General features: G+C 70.4%; 21 protein-coding genes and 1 pseudogene. 14 read left to right on the forward strand and 8 right to left on the reverse strand.

The annotated features are described in order from the left end of the window. Together CCN72_RS06775 and CCN72_RS06780 are read right to left on the reverse strand one after the other, a co-directional pair. Positions 1 to 907: serine/threonine-protein kinase (locus CCN72_RS06775; protein WP_107430074.1), on the reverse strand; the 907-nt coding region annotated here is incomplete at its 3' end. 112 nt (positions 908 to 1,019) lie between these two features. Then, positions 1,020 to 2,747 carry a serine/threonine-protein kinase gene (locus CCN72_RS06780; RefSeq protein WP_086806741.1) on the reverse strand — a complete coding sequence of 576 codons (1,728 nt, stop codon included), beginning with the start codon at positions 2,745 to 2,747 and terminating at the stop codon, positions 1,020 to 1,022. Between the two features lie 436 nt (positions 2,748 to 3,183). Here CCN72_RS06780 and CCN72_RS06785 point away from each other — a divergent pair, with 436 nt between their 5' ends. From CCN72_RS06785 to CCN72_RS06800, 4 genes are all read left to right on the forward strand, one after another. Beyond that, the gene (locus CCN72_RS06785; protein ID WP_086806721.1) at positions 3,184 to 6,510 is read left to right on the forward strand and encodes an FHA domain-containing protein; all 3,327 of its coding nucleotides are present in this window, start codon (positions 3,184 to 3,186) and stop codon (positions 6,508 to 6,510) included. A gap of 218 nt (positions 6,511 to 6,728) precedes the next feature. Continuing rightward, on the forward strand, positions 6,729 to 8,105 hold the full coding sequence (locus CCN72_RS06790) for an ABC transporter substrate-binding protein (protein WP_086806722.1): 1,377 nt from the start codon (positions 6,729 to 6,731) through the stop codon (positions 8,103 to 8,105). Between the two features lie 7 nt (positions 8,106 to 8,112). Beyond that, a complete protein-coding gene (locus CCN72_RS06795) occupies positions 8,113 to 9,456 on the forward strand; it encodes a carbohydrate ABC transporter permease (protein WP_086806723.1) in 1,344 nt (447 codons plus the stop codon). Further along, positions 9,453 to 10,358, forward strand: coding sequence for a carbohydrate ABC transporter permease (locus tag CCN72_RS06800; protein ID WP_086806724.1), 906 nt, complete (start codon positions 9,453 to 9,455; stop codon positions 10,356 to 10,358). The genes CCN72_RS06795 and CCN72_RS06800 overlap by 4 nt, the downstream gene beginning before the upstream one ends. A gap of 53 nt (positions 10,359 to 10,411) precedes the next feature. Here the strand turns inward: CCN72_RS06800 and CCN72_RS06805 are convergent, their stop codons facing one another. Next, complete coding sequence (locus tag CCN72_RS06805) at positions 10,412 to 11,665, reverse strand: NsdA family TPR-like regulatory protein (RefSeq protein WP_086806725.1); 1,254 nt, start codon at positions 11,663 to 11,665, stop codon at positions 10,412 to 10,414. Positions 11,666 to 11,920: 255 nt separating this feature from the next. On the opposite strand from CCN72_RS06805, the gene CCN72_RS06810 reads away from it, so the two are divergent. The 5 genes and pseudogenes from CCN72_RS06810 to CCN72_RS41650 all read left to right on the forward strand — a co-directional run bounded on the left by CCN72_RS06810 (position 11,921) and on the right by CCN72_RS41650 (position 15,976). Beyond that, positions 11,921 to 12,724 (forward strand): DNA glycosylase family protein, encoded by an 804-nt coding sequence (locus CCN72_RS06810; RefSeq protein WP_086806726.1) that lies wholly within the window; start codon positions 11,921 to 11,923, stop codon positions 12,722 to 12,724. Positions 12,725 to 12,736: 12 nt separating this feature from the next. Further along, positions 12,737 to 14,272, forward strand: coding sequence for a B12-binding domain-containing radical SAM protein (locus tag CCN72_RS06815; RefSeq protein ID WP_086806727.1), 1,536 nt, complete (start codon positions 12,737 to 12,739; stop codon positions 14,270 to 14,272). Continuing rightward, positions 14,269 to 14,928, forward strand: a complete 660-nt coding sequence (locus CCN72_RS06820; protein WP_086806728.1) for a dTMP kinase — start codon at positions 14,269 to 14,271, stop codon at positions 14,926 to 14,928. The genes CCN72_RS06815 and CCN72_RS06820 overlap by 4 nt, the downstream gene beginning before the upstream one ends. Next, positions 14,925 to 15,368 carry an NUDIX hydrolase gene (locus CCN72_RS06825; protein ID WP_086806729.1) on the forward strand — a complete coding sequence of 148 codons (444 nt, stop codon included), beginning with the start codon at positions 14,925 to 14,927 and terminating at the stop codon, positions 15,366 to 15,368. The genes CCN72_RS06820 and CCN72_RS06825 overlap by 4 nt, the downstream gene beginning before the upstream one ends. Before the next feature lie 187 nt (positions 15,369 to 15,555). After that, a pseudogene (locus CCN72_RS41650) lies at positions 15,556 to 15,976 on the forward strand (transposase). Between the two features lie 496 nt (positions 15,977 to 16,472). Here the strand turns inward: CCN72_RS41650 and CCN72_RS06840 are convergent. Both CCN72_RS06840 and CCN72_RS06845 read right to left on the reverse strand, forming a co-directional pair. Continuing rightward, the gene (locus CCN72_RS06840; protein ID WP_237552903.1) at positions 16,473 to 16,937 is read right to left on the reverse strand and encodes a hypothetical protein; all 465 of its coding nucleotides are present in this window, start codon (positions 16,935 to 16,937) and stop codon (positions 16,473 to 16,475) included. After that, the gene (locus tag CCN72_RS06845; RefSeq protein ID WP_086806733.1) at positions 16,934 to 17,371 is read right to left on the reverse strand and encodes an ATP-binding protein; all 438 of its coding nucleotides are present in this window, start codon (positions 17,369 to 17,371) and stop codon (positions 16,934 to 16,936) included. Before CCN72_RS06845 ends, CCN72_RS06840 begins: the two co-directional genes overlap by 4 nt. Before the next feature lie 244 nt (positions 17,372 to 17,615). Between CCN72_RS06845 and CCN72_RS06850 the strand changes: the two genes are divergently transcribed. Together CCN72_RS06850 and CCN72_RS06855 are read left to right on the forward strand one after the other, a co-directional pair. Beyond that, on the forward strand, positions 17,616 to 18,473 hold the full coding sequence (locus tag CCN72_RS06850) for a helix-turn-helix domain-containing protein (protein WP_086806742.1): 858 nt from the start codon (positions 17,616 to 17,618) through the stop codon (positions 18,471 to 18,473). Then, positions 18,473 to 18,685, forward strand: a complete 213-nt coding sequence (locus CCN72_RS06855) for a DUF397 domain-containing protein (protein ID WP_086806734.1) — start codon at positions 18,473 to 18,475, stop codon at positions 18,683 to 18,685. The genes CCN72_RS06850 and CCN72_RS06855 overlap by 1 nt, the downstream gene beginning before the upstream one ends. 291 nt (positions 18,686 to 18,976) lie before the next feature. On the opposite strand, the gene CCN72_RS06860 is transcribed toward CCN72_RS06855, so the two are convergent. The 3 genes from CCN72_RS06860 to CCN72_RS06870 are packed head-to-tail and all read right to left on the reverse strand — an operon-like array spanning position 18,977 to position 20,580. Then, complete coding sequence (locus CCN72_RS06860; RefSeq protein WP_086806735.1) at positions 18,977 to 19,825, reverse strand: helix-turn-helix domain-containing protein; 849 nt, start codon at positions 19,823 to 19,825, stop codon at positions 18,977 to 18,979. Positions 19,826 to 19,838: 13 nt separating this feature from the next. Beyond that, complete coding sequence (locus tag CCN72_RS06865) at positions 19,839 to 20,354, reverse strand: DUF6879 family protein (protein WP_086806736.1); 516 nt, start codon at positions 20,352 to 20,354, stop codon at positions 19,839 to 19,841. Continuing rightward, entirely contained in the window at positions 20,326 to 20,580 is a 255-nt protein-coding gene (locus tag CCN72_RS06870; protein ID WP_086806737.1) for a hypothetical protein, read from the reverse strand. The genes CCN72_RS06865 and CCN72_RS06870 overlap by 29 nt, the downstream gene beginning before the upstream one ends. 253 nt (positions 20,581 to 20,833) lie before the next feature. Here CCN72_RS06870 and CCN72_RS06875 point away from each other — a divergent pair, with 253 nt between their 5' ends. The 3 genes from CCN72_RS06875 to CCN72_RS06885 all read left to right on the forward strand — a co-directional run bounded on the left by CCN72_RS06875 (position 20,834) and on the right by CCN72_RS06885 (position 24,186). Beyond that, positions 20,834 to 21,067 (forward strand): DUF397 domain-containing protein, encoded by a 234-nt coding sequence (locus CCN72_RS06875; RefSeq protein ID WP_086806738.1) that lies wholly within the window; start codon positions 20,834 to 20,836, stop codon positions 21,065 to 21,067. Positions 21,068 to 21,152: 85 nt separating this feature from the next. Continuing rightward, entirely contained in the window at positions 21,153 to 21,620 is a 468-nt protein-coding gene (locus tag CCN72_RS06880; RefSeq protein WP_086806739.1) for a hypothetical protein, read from the forward strand. 316 nt (positions 21,621 to 21,936) lie between these two features. Then, the gene (locus CCN72_RS06885; RefSeq protein WP_086806740.1) at positions 21,937 to 24,186 is read left to right on the forward strand and encodes a bifunctional glycosyltransferase/CDP-glycerol:glycerophosphate glycerophosphotransferase; all 2,250 of its coding nucleotides are present in this window, start codon (positions 21,937 to 21,939) and stop codon (positions 24,184 to 24,186) included. Positions 24,187 to 24,218: the final 32 nt, after the last annotated feature.

Raw genomic sequence — 24,218 nt, forward strand, 5'->3', positions numbered from 1 at the left:
CCGCCGGAGCCGCGGGCGCCGCCGGTTCCTCCTCGGCCGCCTCCTCCGAGAGGTCCGGCTCGTCCACGTCCAGCGGCGGCAGCCCGGCCAGTGTGGGCAGCTGCTCCCGCAGCCGCGCCGCCAGCTCGGACGCCCGCAGCCGGGACGCGGGCGCCTTGGCGAGGCACTGCACGATCAGCTGCCACAGCTCCTCGGGGATACCGGGGAGGGGAACCACCGTCTCGGTGACATGGCGGCGCAGCACCGCGCCCGGGTGGCCGCCGCCGAACGGCGTGAAGCCCGCCAGCAGCTCGTACAGCACCGTGGCCAGCGCGTAGATGTCCACGGAGGCCCGCGGGGGCAGCCCCTCGACGATCTCGGGGGCCAGGTAGTCCGGCGTACCGATGATCTTCGTGGCGCGGGTCCGCCGGGGAGCGTCGATCAGCTTGGCCACCCCGAAGTCGGTCAGCAGCGCCGGATGCGCCCCGCCGGGGCCGAGCGGTCCCTGCATGTCGAGCAGGACGTTCTCCGGCTTGACGTCCCGGTGCACGACCCCCGCCGCGTGCGCCGCGGCCAGCGCGTCCGCGACATCGGCGACGATCGCCACCGCGGCCTCGGGCGCCAGCCTGCGCTCCCGCTCCAGGCGGGTGCGCAGATCGGTGCCGCGCACCAGGTCCATCACCAGGGCCAGGTCATTGCCGTCGACGACGAGGTCGCGCACGGTGACGATGTGCGGGTGCTCCAGCCCGAGCAGCGCGGTGCGCTCCTGGACGAAGCGCCCGACCAGCTCCTGGTCCGAGGCGAGGTCCTCCCGCAGCAGCTTGATCGCGACGGGTCCCTCGGGCCCCTCGCCCAGCCACACCGTGCCGGCGCTGCCCCGCCCCAGGATCTGGTGCGCGGTGTACCGGCTGCCGATCTTCCGTGCCAAGACTGCTCCTACAGACGCGTGTTGTCGTTAAAACTACGCGTCCGGGGAGCCAACCTTCACCGTGGAGGCGGAAATCACCCGTCAGATGTCGACAAATCCCCTACCCCATGGATCAGTTGCTGCCGCCCAGGTCCTTCACCCAGTCGCTCACCTGGCCGGCCCAGTGGGACAGCTCGTGCCAGTAGCCGCGGCCCTGGCCGACCCAGGTGTGCAGCGGTGTCAGCTCCCAGATCAGCCAGCTCGCCACCACCAGGATGACGATCGTGAACAGGCAGCCCTTCAGACAGCCGAGCCCGGGGATCTTCATCGGGTTGGCGCTGCGCTGCCGCGGCGCCCTGGGCTCCCGCGCGGGTCGCTGCGGCTGCTGGGGCTGCTGCGGCGGGGCGTACTGCTGGGGCTGGCGCTGAGGCTGGTGCTGCTGAGGCTGCTGGGGCGCGTAGCCGTACCCCTGCTGGTAGCCCTGCTGGCCCTGCCCCTGCTGCCGGCCGCGCTGCTGCGGCTGCTGCGGGCGCGGCTGCGGCGCCGGCCGCGGCTGGTGCTGCGGGCGGGCCACCTGCCGCTGGGGCCGGTGGTGCAGCGGATCGTCCTCAGGGGAGAGGTACTGGATCTGCGTCTGCTCATTGCGGTCCCGGGCGGCCCGCAGCTGGTTCTGCCAGGGGTGCGGCTGCTCGGGTCCGGAACCCTGCGGCCCGGCTCCCTGCGGCCCGGCTCCCTGCTGCCCGGTGTTCGGCAGCACGGCCGTCGGATCGGCCGCGCCGGTGTGCGGCAGTACGGCGGTGGGGTCCGCGGCACCGGCGGGCCCCGCGGTGTGCGGCAGGACGCTGGTGGCGCCGTTCGGGTCGTACGCGCCCTGCGGGGCGCCCGTCGGCAGTACGGCGGTGGGGTCGGCCGCGCCGGCGATGCCCGGCTCGCCCGGCACCGAGGCCGGGGCCGGGTCGGGGGCGAGCAACGCGCCGACGCCCTCGGCCGCCGCGATCTGGGCGGAGTTCGCGTGCACCCCGATGCCCTCGGCGACGACCCGCAGGCCGCGCGCGAGGTTCTCGGCGCTGGGCCGCTCCAGGGGGTTCTTGCGCAGACAGCGCTCGATCACCGTCCACAGCGGGTCCGGCACGGTGGAGGGCCGGCGCGCCTCGGCGCTGAGGTGCTGGTGCAGCACTTCGAGCGAGGTGGCGCCGGAGAACGGCGGGCGGCCGGTGACCAGCTCGTACAACAGGATGCCGGCGCCGTACACATCGACGGCTGAGGTCTGCGGGCGGCCCTCGGCGGACTCCGGCGCGACGTAGGCGGGCGTGCCGACGAACTCCTGGGTGCGGGTCAGGCCCGGGGAGTCGGCGAGGCGGGCGATGCCGAAGTCGGTCAGCATCGGGTGCATCTCGCCGTCCAGCTGCCGCAGCAGCACGTTGGCGGGCTTGAGGTCGCGGTGGACGACGCCGTCGCGGTGGCTCGCGGCGAGCGCGTCGGCGACCTGCGCGGTCAGCAGGGAGGCGGCGACCGGCGTCAGGGGGCCGTTCTCGCGCAGATAGCGGTGCAGGTCGGGGCCGTCGACCAGGTCCATGACCAGCGCCAGCAGCTCGCCCTCCACGACCAGGTCGCGGACCCGGACGATGTTCGGGTGGGTGAGCCGGAGCAGGACGGAGCGCTCGCGCAGGAAGCGCATCACGATGTCCGGGTCGCTCGCCAGCTCTTCCTTCAGGACCTTGATCGCGACCGTTTCGCCCGGCTGTCCGGCGACGGCCGCCTCCGCGCCCGCGGTCTCGCGCTGGCGGGCACGCCAGACGGTGCCTGTGGCGCCGCGTCCGAGCGGCTCCTCAAGCAGGTACTTGCTGCCGACTGGCCGCACGTCACGCGCTCCCTGCTGCTTGCTGATGCTGCTTGCCTGCATTCCGGATGTTCCGAACCACTGTAGTGGTGCCGGGTGGGACGCCACGTAAGCGTTCCCGGGCAGGCTCGATGGAAAGACGCGCGTCTTTCGTCCGTGGTTGCCCGAAGCCGGACGGAAGCCGACGGAAGCAGCCGGAACCTGCCGGAAGCAGCCATCGGAGGGTACGGAAGCCGCCATAAGAGGGGACGTGACCGATCTCAACCGATCGCCGCCGTGGTCCATGTCAGGCACTTTTGGGGTCAGAGCCGACCAATCAAGATCACTTCGCACCGGGTGGCGGGCACGGCGTCGGCGGCAGGTGCGAGGATGCTCCCCGTACTGGCCGACGTGCTCGTGTGGGGTGGGGGGTAGTCCGCGCCCGCGCAGACCCGCGCAGAAGGGACCGCTGACGCCGATGCAGATCCGGCTGACCGTCGTAGACCCGCCGGGCCCGCCCCCACAGCGAGGCGCGAGCCGTGACGTGCTGGTCACGGCGCCCGTGGGCACCGACCTCGCCGCGGTCGCGTCCGCGCTGGCCGGGGCGGTCACCGGGGAGGGCGCGGGCCGCGACACCGGGGGCGCGGCGGTCGTGCTCTACGCCGGTGCCGAGCGGCTGGATCCGCGTCGCGCCGTGCTCGGGGAGCCGCCGCTGGTCGACGGCGCCATACTGGCCCTGGGCGCGCCCCTGGCTGCCGAACCGCATCCCGAACTGGACGACGCGCCCACGCAGCTGCATGTGGTGGCGGGCCCGGACGCGGGCGGGGTGCATCTGCTGCACGGCGGCCGGATCACGGTCGGGCGCTCCGCGGACGCGGACGTACCGCTGGACGATCCCGATGTCTCACGGCTGCACTGCGCGGTGACGGTGGGCGCGGACGGCCGGGTGTCCGTGGCGGACCTGGGTTCCACGAACGGTACGACGCTGGACGGCACCCGGATCGGGGAGCGGGCGGTGCGGGTGCCCGCCGGGGGCCTGCTGCGGATCGGGGAGTCGGCGCTGCGCCTCGCGCCCGGGGGCCCGCGGACGCGGGTGCCGGTGGTCGCGGACGGCGAGGGCTGTCTGCGCGTCGGGCCCGGTGCGGATGCGCCGGACGCCGGGTTCCCCCCTGCCGCGCCCGGCGGGACATGGACCAGTCCCGCCGACGCACCGCCACCGCCGCCGTCGCCGTCGCCGTCGCCGTCGCCGTCGCCGTCGCCGTCAGGAGAGGGCACCGGGCACGCCTACGGCTCCGCCTCCTGGGGAGCCGCGGACGCGGGACTCACCGGACGCGACGGCGACACCCACGCGGGCCGGTTCGGCGTCGGCGACGGAGCGCAGAGCGTACGGCGGCGGGGGCTCGGCGCCTGGGCCCGGCGGCTGGCCGGCGGGCGCGGGGAGCAGCCGGCGGACGGCGTCCCCGCGTACGGCGAGGCGGCCTCGGCCGGTGCCGCCCCGGACGCCGGGGTCCCGCTGCGGCCCGACACCTGGCCGGACCCCGCAGCCCTGCTGCTCACCGCGCTCGGCCCCGGCCCCCGGCTGTGGGAGCGCGGCCCCGGCCACCCGGAGGCGCTGACCCTGCGGCTCGGCACCGCTGACCGGAGCGCTCCGGACGGCTCGGGCCTGCTGCCCGCCGTACCGGTGACCGCCGCGCTGCGGGAGGCGGGCGCGCTGGGCCTCGCCGGTCCCCGGCCCCGGCTGTCCGGGCTGGCCCGCGCGGTGCTGGCCCAGCTCGCGGCGCTGCACTCCCCCGATCTGCTGGAGATCGTGCTGATCAGCGCGGACGGCTCCCGCCCGGTGGAGGAGCGGGCGGCCGAGTGGTCCTGGCTGGGCTGGCTGCCGCATGTCCGTCCGAACCACGGCCAGGACTGCCGGCTCCTGCTGGCCTACGACCGCGAACAGGCCGCCGCCCGCACGGAGGAACTGCTGCGCCGGGTGGACGACCTCACGGCGCGCGGCACGGGGACCGCCGGGACCCGCTCGATCCCGGCGCAGAACACCGGGGGCTCCGGGGGCTCCGGGGCGCGGTCGTACCCAAGGCCGTACGACACCCCGCTGATCCCCCACCAGAGCCAGGCGCCCGGCATGCCCGGCGCGCCCGGTACGCCCGCCGGACCGCTCGGCGCCCCGGGCTCCGGCACCCTCTCCCCCGCCTTCGGCACGCCGACGCGGAGCCCGCGCCGGCCGTCCTGGGCCAAGGACGAGGCCGACCTGGGCGGTACCGGTTTCCCCGGCCCCTACACGGTGGTCGTGGTCGACGGCGACCCCGGCGGGACCGGTCTCCAGGAGGCCCTGGCCCGGCTCGCCGCGGTGGGCCCCCGGGCCGGGGTGCATGTGCTGTGTCTGGCGGAGGTCTCCGCGTCCTCGGCGTCCTCCCCGGTGGCCCGTACCTACGACACCGCGTGCACGGTGACCCCGACCCTGCGGCACTGCGGGGCCGTGGCCCTGCTCAGCGGCGATGTGGCCGGCACCCTCCAGCTGATGCGGGTCACCCCCGGCGGGCCGGTGACGCCCGGGGTGCTCGCCACGGTGGACGCGGTGTCCCCGGCGTGGGCGGAGCGGTTCGCGCGGGCGCTGGCCCCGCTGCGGCCGGACGGCACGGGCGGTGCCGGGCACGCACGGGTGGCGGCGCCGCTGCCGCAGTCGGCGCGGCTGCTGGACGAGCTGGGCCTGGCCCGGGCCACCCCGGCCTCGCTGATGGCCCGCTGGGCGGACGCGGCCGACGACCCGGAAGCGCTGGGCGGCCGGGCGCGTGCCGTGCTCGGCGCCGGACCGCACGGCCCGGTCACCGCGGACCTGGTGGCCGACGGGCCGCATCTGCTGATCGAGGGCCCGGCGGGCAGCGGCCGTACCGAGCTGCTGCGGGCCGTGGTGGCCTCGCTGGCCGCGGCCGAACGGCCGGACCGGCTCGGCATGGTGCTGATCGACGGCCGGGACGGCGTCGGCACCGGCAACGGGCGCAACGAGGGCCTGCGGGTCTGCGTGGAGATACCCCATGTGACGACCCATCTGATCGCCAACGACCCGGTGCGCATGCGGGAGTTCGCGCAGTCACTCAGCGCGGAGCTGAAGCGGCGCGCCGAGCTGCTGGGCCGGACCGACTTCGCGCAGTGGCACGCGGGGCGGACGGCACCCGGCCGGGTGGTCGCGCAGCGCACCCCGTCCGGCGCGGGGGACATCGAGGCGCCGCCCAGTTCCACGCTGCGGCTGCGGCCGGGCGCGGCGGCACGTCAACGCGCCGAGGCGGTACCGCCGTTGCCCCGGCTGGTGGTGGTCGTCGACGATCTGGACGCGCTGGTCTCCCCCGCGCTCGGCGCCCCTGGCCGGCCCGCCGCCGGTTCGGTGACACGGGCCCTGGAGGCGGTGGCCCGGGAAGGCGAGCGGCTCGGGGTGCACCTGGTGGCGGCGGCCGGCACGGACGGCCGTACGGCGGACAGCGAACCGGCCCGCCGGGCGGCGCTCCGCATCCGGCTCGCGGCCCCCCAGCAGGGACCCGACGAACCGGCCCCGGGGCGCGGCGCGTTGGCCCATCTGGACGCGCCCGCGGTGGAGTTCCAGGCGGGCCGGGTCACCGGTCGTATCCCGCGCACCGCGACCCAGCGCCCCACGGTCGTCCCGCTGGACTGGCACCGCATGGGTGACCCCCCGACCCGCCGCCCCGTCCGCGAGCTCGGCAACGGCCCCACCGACCTGGCCCTGCTGGCCAGTGCCGTGGAACGCGCCGCCCGCCAGGTAGCGGCCGCCCAGGTGCCCTCACTGCTGTAGGCGCCACCTAGCCCCAACTCGCCCTGGATCAAGGGGCATACACCCCTGATCACGACCCGGTCACGATCGCCCCTTCGCGCCCGCAGGCGCTCTTGCCCCGCCTCCGCGGCCCGCGTACACCGGAGCGCACGAACAGTGTTCCGGCGTTCACGGTGCACGGACGTTGACGGTGCGCGGACGTGCGCGGTGTGCGGCGGAGAACGACGAACGGGGAAGTGATGCACAGCAGGAGCAGCACCATCCGGACCGGCAGGGCCGTCGGCGCGGTCGCCGCGTTGCTCGCGGGGGGCCTTGTGCTCGGCGCGTGCTCCGGCGGGGGCGGCGACGACAAGACGGGCAAGGAGAGTTCGCCGTCCGCCGGCGGCTCCGTGTCGCTGCCCAAGCTGGACGGCGCGCATCTGGAGATCGCGGCCGTGTGGACCGGGCAGGAGCAGACCAACTTCAAGAAGGTGCTGGCGGAGTTCGAGAAGCGGACCGGCGCGCAGGTCACCTTCGTGCCCGCGCAGGACCCGATCATCAACTTCCTCGGATCGAAGATCGCGGGCGGACAGCCGCCGGACATCGCGCTGCTGCCGCAGCCGGGCGCCATCAAGCAGGCCGTGGACAAGGGCTGGGCCAAGCCGGTCGGACCGGACGCGCTCAAGGAGGTCCAGAAGAACTACTCGCAGGGCTGGCAGGACATCGGGAAGGTGAACGGCAAGCAGTACGGCGTCTATTACAAGGCCGCCAACAAGTCGCTCATCTGGTACAACGCCAAGGTCTTCGAGAACGCGGGCGCCAAAGAGCCCACGACCTGGAAGGACCTGCTGACGACCGCGCAGGCCGTCTACGACTCCGGGGTCACGCCCTTCTCCGTGCCGGGCGCGGACGGCTGGCCGCTGACGGACTGGTTCGAGAACGTCTACCTCTCGCAGGCCGGGCCCGAGAAGTACGACCAGCTCGCCCAGCACAAGATCAAGTGGACCGACCCCTCGGTGAAGCAGGCGCTGCAGACGCTGGCGCAGATCTGGGGCAAGAAGGACTATCTGGCGGGCGGGCAGGACGGCGCGCTCCAGACCGAGTTCCCGAACTCGGTCACCCAGACCTTCACCGGCGGCGACCAGCCGAAGGCCGCGATGATCTACGAGGGCGACTTCGTGCAGGTCAACATCGGTGAGACCAAGGCGAAGGTGGGCACGGACGCCAAGGTGTTCCCGTTCCCGGCCGTCGGCTCCACCGCGCCCGTGGTCTCCGGCGGTGACGCGGCGGTCGTCCTGAAGGACTCCAAGGCCGCGCAGGCCCTGATGACCTTCCTCGCCTCCCCGGACGCGGCCACCATCCAGGCCGAGCTGGGCGGCTATCTCTCGCCGAACAAGAACGTGGCGATCTCGGCGTACCCGAACAGCGTCCAGCAGAAGATCGCCAAGTCGCTGATCGCGTCCGGCGACGACTTCCGCTTCGACATGTCCGACCAGGCCCCGCAGGCGTTCGGCGGCACCCCCGGCAAGGGCGAGTGGAAGGATCTCCAGGACTTCCTGAAGAACCCGGGCGATGTCGCGGGCGCCCAGGCCGCGCTGGAGAAGGACGCGGCGGCCGCGTACGGAAGCGGGAGCTGAGCCGGCCATGGCGTCGGCAGCGGCGGCCGGGGCCCCACCGGGTCCCGCCGCGCCCCGCGCGCGCAAGAGCGTGACCGGCACCCGCAGGACTGTGGCAGTGCTGTTCCTGCTGCCCGCCCTGGTGCTGCTGGGCGCGCTCGTGGTCTACCCGATCGGGTACTCGGTCGTCCGCAGCTTCGGCACGAACTCCGGGCACGGGTTCGCCGGACTCGACAACTACAAGACGGTCTTCACGGACGACGGCATTCTCACCGCCCTGAAGAACAACGTCATCTGGGTGGTGTTCGCGCCCACCGTCTCCACCGCGCTCGGGCTGATCTTCGCGGTGCTGACCGAACGGGTGCGCTGGGGAACGGCGTTCAAGCTGGTCGTCTTCATGCCGATGGCGATCTCGATGCTCGCGGCCGGGATCATCTTCCGGCTGGTGTACGACCAGGACCCGGGCAAGGGCGTCGCCAACGCCGCGTGGGTGTCGGTGCACGACACCTTCGCGCAGTCCTCGGCGTTCCCGATGGCCCACCCGGGCCGCGAGTCGCCGCTCGTCCCGCAGAGCGGCGGCTTCGTCACCAGGGCCGCCGTGCACGCCGGGCAGCCGGTCACCCTGCCGCTCGTCGGGGTCGCCCCGGACAAGATGCCCGGCGACGCGCACCGGGCGGCGGCCGCGCACGCCGAGCCGGGCAAGGTCACCGGCACCACCTGGCAGGACTTCACCCGCGGCAAGGGCGTCGGCCGGCTCGGCGCGCCCGACCCGGGCGAGCTGGGCTATCCGGGGATGCGGATCGAGGCGGTGAAGGACGGCAAGGTCGTGGCCTCGACGAAGGCGGCGGCGGACGGCACCTTCACGCTGCCCGCGGCGGCCGACGGGGCGCGGCTGCGGCTTCCCGCGGGCAACTTCCGGGAGCCGTACAACGGCGTCGAATGGCTCGGCCCCTCGCTGGTCACCCCGGCGATCATCGGCGCGTACGTCTGGATGTGGGCGGGCTTCGCGATGGTGCTGATCGCGGCCGGACTCGCGGGCATGCCACGGGAGTTGCTGGAGGCCGCGCGGGTGGACGGCGCCAATGAGTGGCAGGTGTTCCGCAGGATCACCGTGCCGCTGCTCGCACCGGTCCTCGCGGTCGTCACCGTCACCCTGATGATCAACGTGCTCAAGGTGTTCGACCTCGTCTACATCATCGCCCCCGGCTCCTCCCAGGACGACGCGAACGTGCTCGCCCTTGAGCTGTACCGCAGGGGCTTCGCGGAGGGCCAGCCGGGCGTGGCGAGCGCGATCGCGGTGTTCCTGCTGGTGCTGGTGATCCCGGTGATGCTGTTCAACATCCGACGGCTTCGGCGGGAGGTACGACGATGACGGCACTCGCCACCGATACCCGCGGGACGACCCCACCCGCCTGCGCACCCCGGCCCTCGCTCGGCACCCGGATCACTCGCGCGCTGGGCCGCCCCCTGGTCCGCGTCCTCCTCGTGCTGGTCGGCCTCTTCTGGCTGGTGCCGACCATCGGCCTGCTGATCTCCTCTCTCCGCTCCCCCGACGACATGAGCGCGAGCGGCTGGTGGACGGTGTTCACCAAGCCCTCCCAGCTGACCTTCGACAGCTACCAGAAGCTGCTGGAGAACGGCGACATCACCCACTCCCTGCTGAACACGGTCCTGATCACGGTCCCGGCGACCGTCCTGGTCGTGGTCATCGGCTCGCTCGCCGGATACGCGTTCGCCTGGATGGAGTTCCCGGGCCGGGACTGGTGGTTCCTCGGCGTGGTCAGTCTGCTGGTGGTGCCGGTGCAGGTGGCGCTGATCCCGATCGCCGAACTCTTCGGCAAGATCGGCCTGTTCGGGACGATCCTCGGCGTGGTCCTGTTCCACACCGGCTTCGGACTGCCGTTCGCGGTGTTCCTGCTGCGGAACTTCTTCGCCGAGATCCCCCGCGAACTGCTGGAGGCCGCCCGCCTGGACGGCGCCGGCGAACTGCGCCTGTTCGCCCGCGTGGTGATGCCCCTGGGCGGCCCGGCCATCGCGAGCCTCGGCATCTTCCAGTTCCTCTGGGTCTGGAACGACATGCTGGTCGCCCTGGTCTTCACCAAGTCCGGCACCCAGCCGATCACGGTCGCCCTCCAGACCCAGGTCCGCCAGTTCGGCAACAACATCGACGTCCTGGCCCCCGGCGCCTTCATCTCCATGGTCATCCCCCTGGCCGTGTTCTTCGCGTTCCAGCGGCAGTTCGTGTCGGGGGTGATGGCGGGGGCGGTGAAGTAGGCACTCCTGGAGACCGGGCAGAGACGTACGGCACGTCACTTCACACGGAGCCCCTATCGGGCGAGAACCTGGCCGAGGAGATCTCGGGGACGGCCATCGAGGGCTTGGCGCAGAGCTTCGGCCCTGGACCGGATCAGGCCGTCACGGTAGGGGCCTGGGAGGCGGTCGAAGATCCCGACCGCCATCTCAGCCGCCGTCGAGGGATCACCGTCGAGGCGCAGACAGCTGGCGGTGTCCATCGCGATCAGGGCCCGGGTCATCACTGAAGGGGATGCGGTGAGGTCGAGGGCGTCATCCTGGGCCGAGTAGGCGGCCTCGGTATCCCCGAGAAGGGTGTATGCCTGGGAGAGATGGACGAAGTGCTTCTGGGCCGGGTAGCCGAACCATGTGTCGGCTGCCTCATTCTCGCCGAGACGTTCGATCAAGGCCCGCACATCCGCGACCGCCGTCCACGCTCCCTGGCGGTCGCCGATGGCGGCGAGGGAACGGGCAGTCACGGCCGCTGCCAGTGCTCCGGCCGCGATGGGGGTCCGGCCGGCTGCTCTGCGGGCTCGGGCCGCGATGCGTACGGCCACTTCGGGGGCACCGTAGTTCAGCGGCACCATCGCATGCCGTGCCAGCACCCAGGCGGTCATCCTGCGGTCACCGGATTCCCGGGCCGCCTTCTCCGCTGTCGCGAACCAGCGGAAAGCATCCTGTTTGTCGCCCCGGTCATGCTGAACGATGGCGACCAGACCGGCGATCCCCGCGGCAGTGCGGGCGAGATCAGCACGTGCGCGGGCCGGGTGGGGCTGGTTGAGGACTTGCCCGAGGAGAACGAGATCCGCCTGCATCTCGGCCAGGACTTCGTCGGGGGCCCGGCCGTGGTAGCCGCCTCGGTGCCGCTCGAATGCCGACTCCAGGTAGGCCAGGTCACCGGCCCCGGTCCCCGTAAGAGCCCCGTCGATGCCCTCGCGAGCCTGTGCGATACCAGGCAGCGCCGTCACACCTGCCGCAACGGCGGCCACCCCGAGAAACCTTCGTCGTTCCACGTCCTCTTTCTCCCTGCGCCGGCTGCGTCGGTGCTGTCGCGATGCGGCGACTGCCCGCTGCACATCCGTGACGCTCAACCCGAATGCTCGGGCGATCGTCTCGTGCCAGTCCGGGACCGGTAACCGCTTCTCCAGTTCCCACCGCTTGATGTTCTCCCAGTCGAACCAGCGCCCGCCCTGGGCCTGTTGAACGACCTGGGCCTGTTCGTCGCGGGTGCGTCCGGCGTCTTCGCGGATCGTTCGCAGTAAGACGCCGATGCCGTCCGGGGCCACCATGGCACTTTCCCTCCGTCACCGTCGGGTGAGGACCTCATCCTGGCCCCCCGGAGCGGCCCCCTGCCGGAAAGCGCACCCCTTCCTGGCCCCTCATTTCTTATGTTCCCCGGCAGTTCAATGGGCGAACGCCACCGAAGCACATGGAACAGATGCCGGCGTCGAGCGTTCGGGTCTCGATTCCGTGGCTTGGGTACGTCGTACGGCCGTGACGCGAGAGGCTACGGCCAGCACTGCCGGTACACCGAGGAGCAACCGATGAGCAACGTGCTGACCACCGATCACCCCGCCTGGCAGACGTACGAGGACGGTACCCACGCGCGTGCCGTCCGTACGGCCTCCGGCATCTGGATCGTGTCCCACGACCGGGACGGCCTGCATATGAGGTGCGTGGACGGCACCGAGGACGTCAAGCCCGAGTTCATCGCCACCGACCCCGCGCACCTCCCGTCGGCCGCCCCGGTGTCCCTCCGTGAGGGCCTCCTCGGGCTCGGCGTCACCCAGCGCCTGGCGAACCCATCACTGTGGGACGCGATCAGCACGGCGATCCTGCGGCAGGTTGTCCGCGCCGACCAGGCCCGGAAGCTGTACCGCATCTGGTGCAGCGCCTACGGCACCGCCATTGAAGGCCCCCACGGGCCGCTCGCCGTGGCGCCCACTCCTGACGCCGTACTCGCCCTGACCGATGAGCAGTTCGCGGAGGTCGGGGCGAAGTTCCACCGCAATGCCCTGCTGGCGGCAGCAGCGGAGTACAAGCGGAATCACCGCGACTGGGAGTGCCTGCGCGCCGGCGCCCTGGCCATCAGCCTCACTCGCATCTCCCGCGTCGGCCCCTGGACCGCCGCCGCGGCGGCGGCGGACTTCACCGGCGACTTCAGTGTCTACCCGCATGACGACCTGGCCGTGCGTACCTGGGCCGCCAAGATCGCCCCGGCCTTCGCCTGGCCCGGCAAGAAGGACAAGGCCTTCGGCCCGCTGTGGACGGGCTGGGCCGGTACCGACCGCGCCGCCCTGCACACCCTCACGCTCGCGACCCTCTCCTGGGGGACGCACGCCCGATGACATGGAGGACCGATGCAGCAGTTACCGCTGATCGCGGGCGCCGACAACCTGCACACGCTGGACGCCCTGTTCATCAACGCGCCGCTGCGTGACTACACCCTGCGGCCTCGGACCAACGACTACACCCTGCCCGTGCTCGGCATGGCGTACATCGCCACCTACGCCCAGCTCAGCGGCTTCAATGTGGGCGTGCTCGACGCCGAGGCCCACGGACTGGGTCTCGAAGAGACCGCTCGGATCGTCAACGAGGCCGCGCCCCGCTGGGCTGCCATGAATCTCCTCGCACCCACATACGAGATGTCCGCGAAGATCGCCGCCCTGATCGATCCGGGTATCGCCCTCATGGTCGGCGGCCATCATGCCAAGGCCATGCCGGACCGCATCCTCGCCGACCCTCGCATGCGGCACCTGCGCGCACTCGTCCTCGGTGAAGGAGAACTCCGCGTCACCGCCCTCCTGGAGGACGAACGGAACCGGCGCGTCCTGCCGGGCGTCCTGTGGCGCGACCCTCTGCTCGGTACCCGGGCCGCCGGTATCACCGACCCCAAGAGCGGCGCGACGCTGCTGGGTCCCGACATCAACAGCCTGCCGTACGTCAACCGTGCCTTTCTCTCCCAGGATCCCTACCAGGCCGCGCCGACGCCGGATCGCCCGGTGGCCGGCACGCAGCCCTGGATCGCGCGGCGCCATACCGCCAGGCGTTGGGAGGCAAACATCGTCGGAAGCCGTGGCTGTCCCTACAACTGCACGTTCTGCGGTGCTGCCGTGTCCGCCAACCCGGACGTCGCGATCCGCGTGCGGTCCCCCGAGAACATCATCGGTGAGCTGGACCAACTGCACGAGGAGTACGGCGTGACCGCCTTCCGCTTCGTGGACGACCTGTTCCTCGGCGCGGGCCGGGTCATCGATGAGCAGATGCGAGCTTTCACCCACCACAAGATCGGTGACCGGTACGTGTGGGACGCCACCGGCCGGATCAATGTCCTCGACCGACTCGCTGACGCCGACCTGGACCGTCTCGTCGCCAACGGGCTGCGCGAAGTCGCCCTCGGCATCGAATCCGGCAGCGACCGCGTTCTGGCCGCGATGGACAAGCGCATCACCGCCGAGATGACCGAACGCGTCGCTCGTCGGCTGGTCTCCCACGGCATCGGGGTCAAGGGGTACTTCATCCTCGGCTTCCCCGGCGAGACCAAGGCGGACCTGGAGGCCACTGTGCGGCACATCCGCAATCTGTGGGACACCTGCGATCAGCTTCCCGGCGACTTGCGCGCCAGCGTCTTCGAGTTCCGCCCCTATCCGGGCACGCCGGTGTGGAAGACCCTCACCGAAGAGGCCGGCTACCAGCCGGATGATCTGCTCGCCTACGGGGACGTCGACCTCACCCAGGACGGCGCCGACGAGTCCATGCGTCAGCGCGACGAGTTCAACTTCAGCGTGGGCATCCAGTTCGGCGACGTTCCTCTGAACGAGGTCCGTGCCACGCTCGCGATGCTCACCCGAGAACAGCACGAACGGAACCGGTCCGGGATGGAGTCAGCCGCATGACCGGAGACCGCACCGGCTTCTTCATCAGCATCGACGGCCCGAGCGGCGTGGGAAAATCCACCACTGTCCGGAAGCTGCGCGCCCTGCTCTCCGCGCGGGGTGTTCCTTCTCAGTGGACGGCTGAACCGACCCGTGGTGACTTCCTCGGGGACTTCACCCGTACACACGGCCCACAGCTTCGGGGCATTGCCCTGGCCTGCCTCGTCGCATCCGCTCGATACCGGCACATCGAGACCACCATCGACCCGGCGCTCACCAATGGCCGACTGCTCATATCCGACAGGTACGTCGCATCGTCCCTTGTCCTCCAGCGGCTCGACGGCGTACCGATGCAGTTTCTGCTTCTCCTCAACGAGGCGGCCCCGCACGCGGACCTGGCAGTGATCCTCACCGCCTCCCCCGGTACGATCGCGGACCGCATCGCCCAGAGCGGCCTCACTCATCGCTTCCGAGCCGACCCCGAAGCACCAGTCCGTGAGGTCGAGCTGTACGACGACGCTGCGGAAATCCTCGAAACCCTCGGATCCAAGGTGCTCGTCATCGACACCACTGAGATACCTCCATCGGAGGTCGCGCGCCGAATCGCCGACGCGATCCCCGCCCTCCCACTACCGTCGGGGGCCTCAACCACCACCCCGACCCCCCAGGAACCATGAGCGGACAGCCGGCACAGCCCATCATCGACACTCACGTTCTTCTCCTCGACGGTGAGAAGATCCTGCTCTCGCAGAGAGGCGGCCCCTACGGCTACCGCCGGTGGCACCTGCCTTCCGGGAAGCTCGACCGGGGCGAAACCCTCACCGCCGGGGCGGCCCGCGAGCTCTTCGAGGAGACCGGCGTCACGACCGACCCCGGCCACCTGGAACTCCGGCATGTCGTGCAGCACCGGCAGGAGGACGGTTCGGAGCGGATCGGGTTCTTCTTCGTGGCCACCGAGTGGGCGGGAACACCTGTCAACAAGGAGCCCGAGAAGTGTCTCGCCCTCCAGTGGTTCGCCACCCATGACCTCCCCGAGGACATCATCGAGTACCCCTACGCGGGCCTGCACGGCTGCCTCGATCCGTCCAGCGCCCTGACGCTGCACGGGTGGCAGTAGCCGCACACCGATCGATCGGCCTTGGCCCGGCCCCGCTCGCCCCGCGGTGGATGAGCGGGGCCTTCACGCGCCTCCGTGGCATGCAGAGGTCGCGTGCCCGGTGCTGAGCCCGGAGGCGACGGGCATTGTCGTCTTCCCACTCCGCTTCGGCGCCGTTTCTGATGGGGGGCTGTCCCGTCGCCGGGTCATGGCAGGTCTCGTTGAGCGGCTGGTGGCGCAGAAACTGTGGGAGCTTTTCGGCGGATGGTGCCGCCGACCGAGATGGTTCGTCCGCAGGGTGGAGGGAAGAGGCGGGCCGACGATCGCGAGGTCTTGGCCGGGATCGTCTTCGTCACCACTTCCGGCTGCACGTCGCGCCAACTGCCGCCTGTGACCATGCCCATCCGCGGTGACGGCCGCGAGAGCGGAACATCACCCCACGCGCCGCTCGCAAAGGCACCGAATCGTCGAACCGCCTCGGCCATCATCACTGGGTCTTAGAGAGAACCGTGTCCTGGCTCGCCGGCTGTCGCCGCCCGCACCGTCGCCATAAGCGCAAGCCGGAACACTTCCTGGTCCTCGTCGGCATTGCGGCAGCTCTCATCGGACGTCGCCGACTCACCCGCTGAGTTGCGCCATCAGTCCGTCAGCGGGGTGAGAGGGTCCGGTCGGGACAGCACCTCGGACAGCGGCAGACCATCCCTCGCAGCAACGGTCCGACGGACCCGCAGTTCAGCGCGAGTCCGCGGACGGTACTTGGGTTCCTTGCCACACCCGCAGACCGACAGCCCTTCGTAGCGCAACCCTTCACCCAGCACCGCAGCCACCACAGACCAACTGCGGACATCACGCCTGGGCGGCGGAGCGAAGTCGTGACCAGCGCAAATGAGGGACTGAGAACAGTTCGGGCACCGGTGCTCCCGCTGCGGGTAGGCATGCTGCTTGAAACTGACATGGCACGAGACACACGCATAGTGCAGCTTGTAGGAGGTCATGGCGTAGAAACACACCGGCTTACCGTACCGAGCAGGCCGACAAGGTGCTCCTCCCCACGTAGACGGGGCACGACCACATGAACGGAGGCGGCAGAGGCCGTTCGTCGGTCTCTGCCGCATTCCTGGATCATCACCAGTTCCGGAGAGTTGTTGCGCCCGCGTAGACCCGTCGCGTGGAGGCGACGCGGTCGAGGTAGTTCGCAAGAGCGTCGGGGCCTGCGCCCGGGGGAATCGGGTCGAGGGCGATGACGAGCAGAGCGGGGCCGCCACGGTTGAGATGAGACCGCCACGCGTCACCGACGGTGGGTACCTGCATGAAGACTGTGGGGTGCCCGTAGTCGAGGGTGGCGTAAGGACCTCGCATCACGATGCGGAGCCCCACAGCCTGCACGGTCTCGACTGCGGGACGCAGCCCCATGGCGTCGACCATGCCCATCAAACCGACCTCGATCGATTCGGCCGTCTCACCGGGGCGTTGCGGAGGAGGGTGTCCGATCAGCAGGAAGGCAACCATGTCGAGCCATGTCGACACGGTGCACTCCGCGACGAAGTCGGCGCCGGGTACGGCCCGGATGGTGAGATCGGTGCCGGTCACCTGGTCACCTCGACCCATACCTTCTTACCGAACGGCCTGTCGTCCACACCCCACCGCTCCGCGAGGGCACCGACGATGTGCAGGCCGCGCCCTCGGATGCTTTCGCCCGTTGCCTCACGAGGCCGAGGGCGGCGTCGTCTGGGGTCGTGCACCTCGACGCGCACGCAGTCGGGCGTCGCACTGACCACGACGAGGACCGAGTCGCCCGGCTCGGTGCCATAGCGGTAGGCGTTCGTCACCAGCTCGGAGACGATGAGCACGACGGTGTCCACGCAGTCCGCGGGGACCAGTGATTCATCACCGGTCAGTACCTCACGCACATATGTGCGGGCCTGTGCCGGAGCTTCGGGAGTCGCGGGATAGACGGCCTGGGCCGGGGGCCCGGCGAGGGGATCGCAGCTCTTCGGAAACGCGTCCGGCTGCATGAGCACCATGCAAACTCCCCATCCATCAGATGCCAGTTGGCGCGGCACTTAGTGACGCCATACGTCGACGCGATCACGCTTCGTCACGCCAGCATGCTCTCGATCGAGCTAGCCATGCAAGTCACTCAAGAGTGAAATGAGAATTTGCATCCCACGATGAGACTGGCTGAACACAAGGAGAGAAGCTCAGGTGACACCGCCTGTGAGCAAGCGGCAAACTGTCATTGGGAACTCAGACTCAAGAGGGGGCTTGGTGAGCACACCAACGGTGCGTCGGCGCAGACTCGGCGTGAAGCTTCGCGCGCTGCGTGACGTGCTCGGCCTCACCCTCGAAGAGGTCGCCGAGAAGTCGAACGGCGGGATCACGACGGCGAAGCTCTCACGGCTGGAGACGGCCCGGAGTGCGGCCAAGGCACCGGACGTCGAGTTCTTGCTCGACCTGTACGGCGTTGACGACAGAGAGTTGCGGACGGCTCTGCTCGCGCTCACCCGCGAGGGGGCGCGACGTGGTTGGTGGCAGTCGTACAAGGGCGTTCTGTCACCGGCATACGAGGATCTGATCAGCCTGGAGGCCGAAGCAACATCGGTCCGTACATGGCAGATCGGTGTGATCCCGGGCCTGCTTCAAACAGGCGAGTACGCCCGCGAACTCATGACGTCGATCGGGATGTCGGAAGCAGTGGAGACCAAGGTCGACGCCCTGGTCGAGGTACGCCTCGCTCGGCAGGCCGTACTGACGCGCGAGACTCCGGTGAACCTGTGGGCCATCATCGCCGAGAGCGCATTGCGCACGCGATGCGTCGGCACCGGCGTCATGCGCGATCAGCTCGGTCGCCTGCTCGAACGGGGCCGGCGGCCGAACGTGACGATTCAGGTGCTCCCCTCCGACTCCCCGCCTCACGTGGGGCAGATGGGTTCGTACTCGGTCCTCGGGTTCGAGGACTACGCAGACCTCGACGTCGTGCACGTCGAAAGCCTGACTTCCGCTCTGTACGTCGAGGACGGCGGGCAGGTCGGCGTGTACCGGGACGCGTTCGAACGGCTTCGCGCGGCTGCATTGTCGGTCGAACTGTCCGCAGAATGCATCGAACAGATAAGGGAAGATCACTGATGGCCCACGTTGAAGACTCGTCGCTCCTGCCCGTGACGTGGTGGAAGTCGTCGGCGAGTGGCACGCAGTCCGACTGCGTCGAGTGCGGCATCGTCGATGACCAGACGATCGCGGTACGGGACAGCAAGAGGCCGACCGGTCCCGCGTTGCTTCTGTCGCGGACGAGCCTTGCCGGGCTGGTGAGCGGTATCCGGACGGGCGGTCTCGAGTAAGGCGCCATACAACTACAGAACGCCTCCCGCACGATCCGTGCGGGAGGCGCTTCTCGTGCTCGCCACTAGGCCATTCCTGCACAGGATCGGAAGGTTCAGCAGTACGACGTGGTCACCACTCAAGTCAGCAAGCAGTTGTCGGGAACAGTTCTGGCCAGGGTGGTTGGTGCCCTCATAGATCTAGTTGCTTACCGGTCATATGGCGTTGGCCTTCGCGAACGCACCCTTCAAGGGATGATCCACCAGCGTCTCCGTCTGATCATTCACGAGAGGGTGCGCCGACAGCGGTTGTCACGTGAGGGAGGCCACCGCATCCGCTACCAGGGAACGTGCCGCTGCTCCTCTCGTGGCAACCTGCGAGAGCCGGTCAAAGGCTCGGGCGTACAACTCGACCTGGCTGGGCTGCGTAAGGGTGGCGGCGGCGTCCAGGGTGTCCGCGTGCACCCTGCCACTGTCGAAGATCGTGAACGTGGGCATGGGCCACACGCTCCGTTGCGCCGAGAACGGGATGAGCCCCACGGCGACGTTCTGGAGATCCATGGCCCCGAGCAAGTGGCCGAGCTGTGCGGCCATGGTCTCCGCGCTGCACAGCCTGTATCGCAGGACCGACTCCTCCAGCACGAAGGAGAACCGTCGTGCGCCGTTGTTCAGCACCGCGTTGCGCCTCATGCGGGCTGCCACGGCATCGCTCACGTCGTCCGGTGTTCCCCGGAAGTCGGCGATGGATGACAGTAGGGCAGCGGCGTACCCGGGCGTCTGAAGGAATCCGGGGATCACGTCGGAAACGTAGACCCTGAACGTCTTTGTTCGTTGATACAGATCACCTGTGGACTCCTGCAGGCGACGAAGTCCGGTCCGCTGAAGTCGCCTCCACTGCACATGAGCGTCTGCGGACTGTCTATTGGCGGCGATCAGGTCGGGGACCTGGTTTTCAGCCGTACAGGCTCGGCACCACGCTCTGATATCCGCGTCGAAGGGCGGGGTTTTGGCGTTCTCGATCCGGGATGACTTCGACTCCGACCAACCGCACCTTACGGCCAGCTCACGCCCGCTGATCCCTGCATCCTTTCGGATCTCACGCAGACGGCCAGCCAGCACTTCGCGGGCCTGCTGAACGCGTGCGGACGGGTGTGTGGGCACGGAGCGGCTCTCGTCAGATCCTGTACAGATGGTGCGGGATCGCTCGCTCCCAGACCGCTTCGAAGGCGGAAGAGCACAGCTTCACGGCTTCCGAGTCCGCCGTGATCTCGTCCTCCACCACCACGCCGTCACCTGAGAAGTGGTGGACCCGAAGCAGCGCACCATCGAACAGCCAGAAGTCATTTCCCGGCAAGAGAAGACTCGTGGCCTGCCTCCGTGGCAGCCACCGCACCTCCTCACCGGCCGTGACGTTGGCACGAGTGACGTAGTGCTCCCACCGGATGTAGTCCGATACCGGCTCGGAGATCACCCTGGCCCGGCGGATCGTCACGCCCCGGGCCACGGTGTCAGCGATCAGCTGGTCGTAGGGGTGCCACCAGGACTCACGGTCCTCCCAGTTGATCCGCTCGCCCCGCTTCCACGCCTCGAAGCGGTCCGTCGGCGCGTAGGAGTCACGCAGCTCCAAGTGGACGGCGGACCGCTCGCACCGGCCAAGCAGCTCAGCGAAGCTGGGCACGCTCGACGGCATCACACGCCTCCCTGATCATCGGGATCATCCTGGCCGGAATCCTGACGATGGCCTCGGCGTCAGGCATCGGTCCATTCGCGGGGCTGCTCGCCTCGCACTCCGTCTGAGTCTCCGGAGTCGGCTTCCACCCCTGCAACAAGATCTCCTGAGCTTCCGCGTCCGCCCACACGGTGGGGCAGTGGTCCCGGTCGGTATCGGGGTCGATTCCAATGAACTCTACGGCCATGGCTGACTCCCTGGTCTCGGCACTTGCTCGGGCTTGCAGCAGCTTCGTTGGACTGGGGAAACAGTGTCCATACCGCTATCAGCCATACCAATTGCCGTGCAAGTCCACGCAAGTTCGTGGAGCGCGTCACCGTCCGCCTCCTACGGTCGGCGCATCGACACGGACCTTGGTCGAGGGTCCGCCTGAACTCCCGCCCGAAGTGGGCGGCGGCGGTCAGTCATGGCCGCGATCAGTTGAGCAGGAAGGTGCAGTGATGCTGGACGGAAGTGATCTGTACGCGCTCGACATCAGCGGGGCCTCGTTCGTGAAGGCGTGCGGGGGAAACACCCACCCGGACGGTGAGGCCTGCGTGACCCTGGCCCGGATCGGCGACGGCGCCTGGGCCATGGGTGACAGCAAACGGCCGGACACACAGCCGCTGCGGTTCACGACGGAGGAGTTGGACGCCGCCGGTATCGACCCCGCGCGCTTCGGCCTGAACGCCTGACCCCCCTTCACGCCAGCCGGACCGGGGCCATCCCCATTTTCCGCGGACCCGGTTCGGCCAGCACGTCTCGGAACGGGAACAATCGGTGCATCACCACGGCTACCTGTGGACCGGCCCCAAAGAGCGGTTCGACCACGAGGCTCTACGGCGCCCTCCACACCCCGAGCCGCCCCCCGCCGGGAGCAAGCCGGAGCTGATCCAGCGGTACCGCGAGGTGGCCATGGAGTTCCCGGCGTCCAGCCTCCCGCCCCTGGAAACGGCGTACTGGCTCGTCAAACCGCCCTCGGTGGTCAAGGGCACATGGGATGAAGCGACGGCGGCGGTGTCCTGGCTCGCTGCGCAACTGATCGACCACGCACCCCGTTTCGCCACAGAGAGGGACCGAGACGCCGACCGCCTCACCCGGCTGATGCACGCTGCCGCCGAACGACTGCGCTCAGGTGCCGATGTGTCGTACGGCTTCTACCTTGAACGCCCCTCCTACCTGTCCCTGGCCGTGGTGACGTGCTGCCCGAATCGCTCAAAGCCCGAACTTGATTGCCCGACGCGGTAGTTCACAACGCTGAAGCAGGGCCGATCGGACAGAAGCCGCCGTGCCCCCGTGCCAAGCAGACAGAGCTGGCCGTGCAGACCGGGCCGGCCCAGGGCAGGAGTCGTACAAGGTTCGGGGGACCGTTCATATCGCCCACGGTGGCGACCGGAACCTGAACACCACGCCGTAGAAAGCACGTTGGCTCTCTGTCCGCCAGGACCCAGCCACCCCCACCCGTTCACCGGATGTCCCCCGAATGCCGTACGGCCCGTAACCCCGTCACCCTTTCGGCCGTTCCCGGGCAGAACGCCCGCGCCGTCAGACCCATGGATGTCCCGTGCCCAGGTTCAGTGTCATCGTCCCCGCGTACCAGGTCCAGGCGTACCTCTCCGAGTGCCTGGACTCGGTGCTGTCGCAGTCGTACCCGGATCTCGAAGTGATCGCGGTGGACGACGGTTCGCCGGACGCGTGCGGCGAGATCATCGATGAGTACGCGGCCCGGGATCCCCGGGTGAAGCCGTTACACCTGGCCGAGAACCGGGGGCTCGGCCGGGCCCGCAACGCCGGGATCGCGCAGGCCGGCGGCGAGTATCTGATCTTCCTGGACAGCGACGACACCCTCACCCCGGGCGCGCTCGCGGCGATCGCCGAGCGGATCGAGGCGACCGGTGGGCCGGATGTGCTGGTGTACGACTACGAGCGCACGTACTGGGACGGCCGGCGGGTGCGCAACCATCTCGCGGCCGAGCTGAGCGAGTGGGGCCGGGCGCCCTTCCGGCTCACGGACCGGCCGGGGCTGCTGCGGGTGCTGATGGTGGCCTGGAACAAGGCGTACCGGCGGGAGTTCGTCGCGGCCGAGGGCTTCACCTTCCCGCCCGGCTACTACGAGGACACCCCCTGGACCTTCCCGGTGCTGATGGCGGCCGGTTCGATCGCCACGCTGGACCGGGTGTGCGTGCACTACCGGCAGCGCCGCCAGGGCAACATCCTGTCCACCACCAGCCGTAAGCACTTCGACCTGTTCGACCAGTACGAGCGGGTCTTCGCCTATGTCGCCGACCACCCCGAACTCGCTTGCTGGAAACCCGAGTTGTTCCGCCGGATGATCGACCACTACGGCGTGGTGTTCACCCGCCCCGGACGGCTGCCGCGTGGCAGCCACGGGGAGTTCCTGCGCCGGGCCCGCGACCACCACCGCCGCTACCGGGTGCCGAAGGCGCGGCTGCGGCGCCGTCATCTGCTGATCCGGTTCGGGCTGCACCGCACCTTCCGCGCCCTGCGCCACATCGCCGCCGCCCGCCGCCGTCTGCGGAGGCTCGTACTGGGTCCGGCGCGGGCGGTGCGCTCCGCCGCGCTGCGGCTGCACTACCGGATCCAGCTGCGGCTGCCGCTGCGGCCCGAACGCGCGGTGTTCGCCGTCGAGGGCGGGTACGGCGGGGACCCGGCCGCGCTGGAGGAGGCGATGCGCCGGTACGCCCCGCATGTGCGCTCCTCCTGGATCGCCGACCCGGCGCATCCGCGTCCGCTCCCGGCAGGGCCGCGCCTCGTCGTCCCCGGCACGGCCGCCCACTGGACGGCGCTCGCCCGCTCCACGTACCTGTTCGGCGACGCCCACCTCACCCGGGACTTGCGTAAGCGGGACGGGCAGGTCGTCGTGCGCATGCTTGGTGGAACGCCCCTGGGCCATACGGGACTTGATCTGGTGGAGCGGCCGGCGGCCGTCCCCGGCGCCGACCCCGTGGGCCTGCTGCGGGACGTCGACCGGTGGGACCACGTCATCTCCGGCAACCGGCACTCCACCCTGACCTGGCAGCGGGTCCACCCCGGCCGCTGGACCGCCCTGGAGTACGGCAGCCCGCGCACCGATGTCTTCCAGCGGGCCACCCGGGACGACGTGGCCCGGCTGCGCGCCACCCTGGGCATCCCCGCGGGCGCGGTCGCGATCCTCTACGCGCCCGCCCACCGCGACCACCGCCGCACCCAGCACCTTCCGCTGGACCTGCCGAGGCTCGCGCGCGGTCTCGGCTCGCGCTTCGTGCTGCTCGTCCGCGCCCACGGGGACGTGCCGGTCGAGGGCCCCCGGGTCATCGACGTCTCCGCGCACCCCTGCCCCGAGGGCCTGTGCCTGGCCGCGGACGCGCTGCTCACCGACCAGTCGCCACTCATGTTCGACTACGCCGGGCTCGACCGGCCGATCGTGCTGCACACCGGGGACTGGGCGGCGTACGCGGCCGTCCGGGGCGCCTATGTCGACCTGCCCGGCGCCCCGCCCGGCGCGGTGGGGCGCGACGAGGACGAACTGATCGACGTGTTCACCGAGGGCCACTGGAACGGCGCGCGGGCCGCGCTGCTGCGGGCCGCGTTCCGGGAGCGGTTCTGCCCGTGGGACGACGGACGGGCCGCCGAACGGGTCGTACGGCACATCGTGCTGGGCCGCACCGAGCCGTCCCCGGTGGTGCCGCTCGGCGAGCGCCGCCCGGTGCGCTCCGCCCTGGCGAACACCCCGTACCCGGCGCGGTCCCCGCTGGTCACCGTGCCGCATCCGACCGGCCCGCGCCCCGTCACCAAGGCCGCCGAACACCGTTGATCCCCCCGGGAGTTCCCTTGCCCCTCGGCTCG

This window comes from Streptomyces murinus, from assembly GCF_002154555.1.
GTDB lineage: Bacteria > Actinomycetota > Actinomycetes > Streptomycetales > Streptomycetaceae > Streptomyces > Streptomyces murinus.

Coding starts and splice junctions, on each gene's coding strand:
- CCN72_RS06790 (WP_086806722.1), top strand. CDS start 6,729: ATGCACAGCAGGAGCAGCACCATCCGGACCGGCAGGGCCGTCGGCGCG.
- CCN72_RS06875 (WP_086806738.1), top strand. CDS start 20,834: ATGCTGGACGGAAGTGATCTGTACGCGCTCGACATCAGCGGGGCCTCG.
- CCN72_RS06870 (WP_086806737.1), bottom strand. CDS start 20,580: ATGGCCGTAGAGTTCATTGGAATCGACCCCGATACCGACCGGGACCAC.
- CCN72_RS06815 (WP_086806727.1), top strand. CDS start 12,737: ATGCAGCAGTTACCGCTGATCGCGGGCGCCGACAACCTGCACACGCTG.
- CCN72_RS06800 (WP_086806724.1), top strand. CDS start 9,453: ATGACGGCACTCGCCACCGATACCCGCGGGACGACCCCACCCGCCTGC.
- CCN72_RS06855 (WP_086806734.1), top strand. CDS start 18,473: ATGGCCCACGTTGAAGACTCGTCGCTCCTGCCCGTGACGTGGTGGAAG.
- CCN72_RS06820 (WP_086806728.1), top strand. CDS start 14,269: ATGACCGGAGACCGCACCGGCTTCTTCATCAGCATCGACGGCCCGAGC.
- CCN72_RS06865 (WP_086806736.1), bottom strand. CDS start 20,354: ATGCCGTCGAGCGTGCCCAGCTTCGCTGAGCTGCTTGGCCGGTGCGAG.
- CCN72_RS06785 (WP_086806721.1), top strand. CDS start 3,184: ATGCAGATCCGGCTGACCGTCGTAGACCCGCCGGGCCCGCCCCCACAG.
- CCN72_RS06810 (WP_086806726.1), top strand. CDS start 11,921: ATGAGCAACGTGCTGACCACCGATCACCCCGCCTGGCAGACGTACGAG.
- CCN72_RS06825 (WP_086806729.1), top strand. CDS start 14,925: ATGAGCGGACAGCCGGCACAGCCCATCATCGACACTCACGTTCTTCTC.
- CCN72_RS06845 (WP_086806733.1), bottom strand. CDS start 17,371: ATGGTGCTCATGCAGCCGGACGCGTTTCCGAAGAGCTGCGATCCCCTC.
- CCN72_RS06805 (WP_086806725.1), bottom strand. CDS start 11,665: ATGGTGGCCCCGGACGGCATCGGCGTCTTACTGCGAACGATCCGCGAA.
- CCN72_RS06795 (WP_086806723.1), top strand. CDS start 8,113: ATGGCGTCGGCAGCGGCGGCCGGGGCCCCACCGGGTCCCGCCGCGCCC.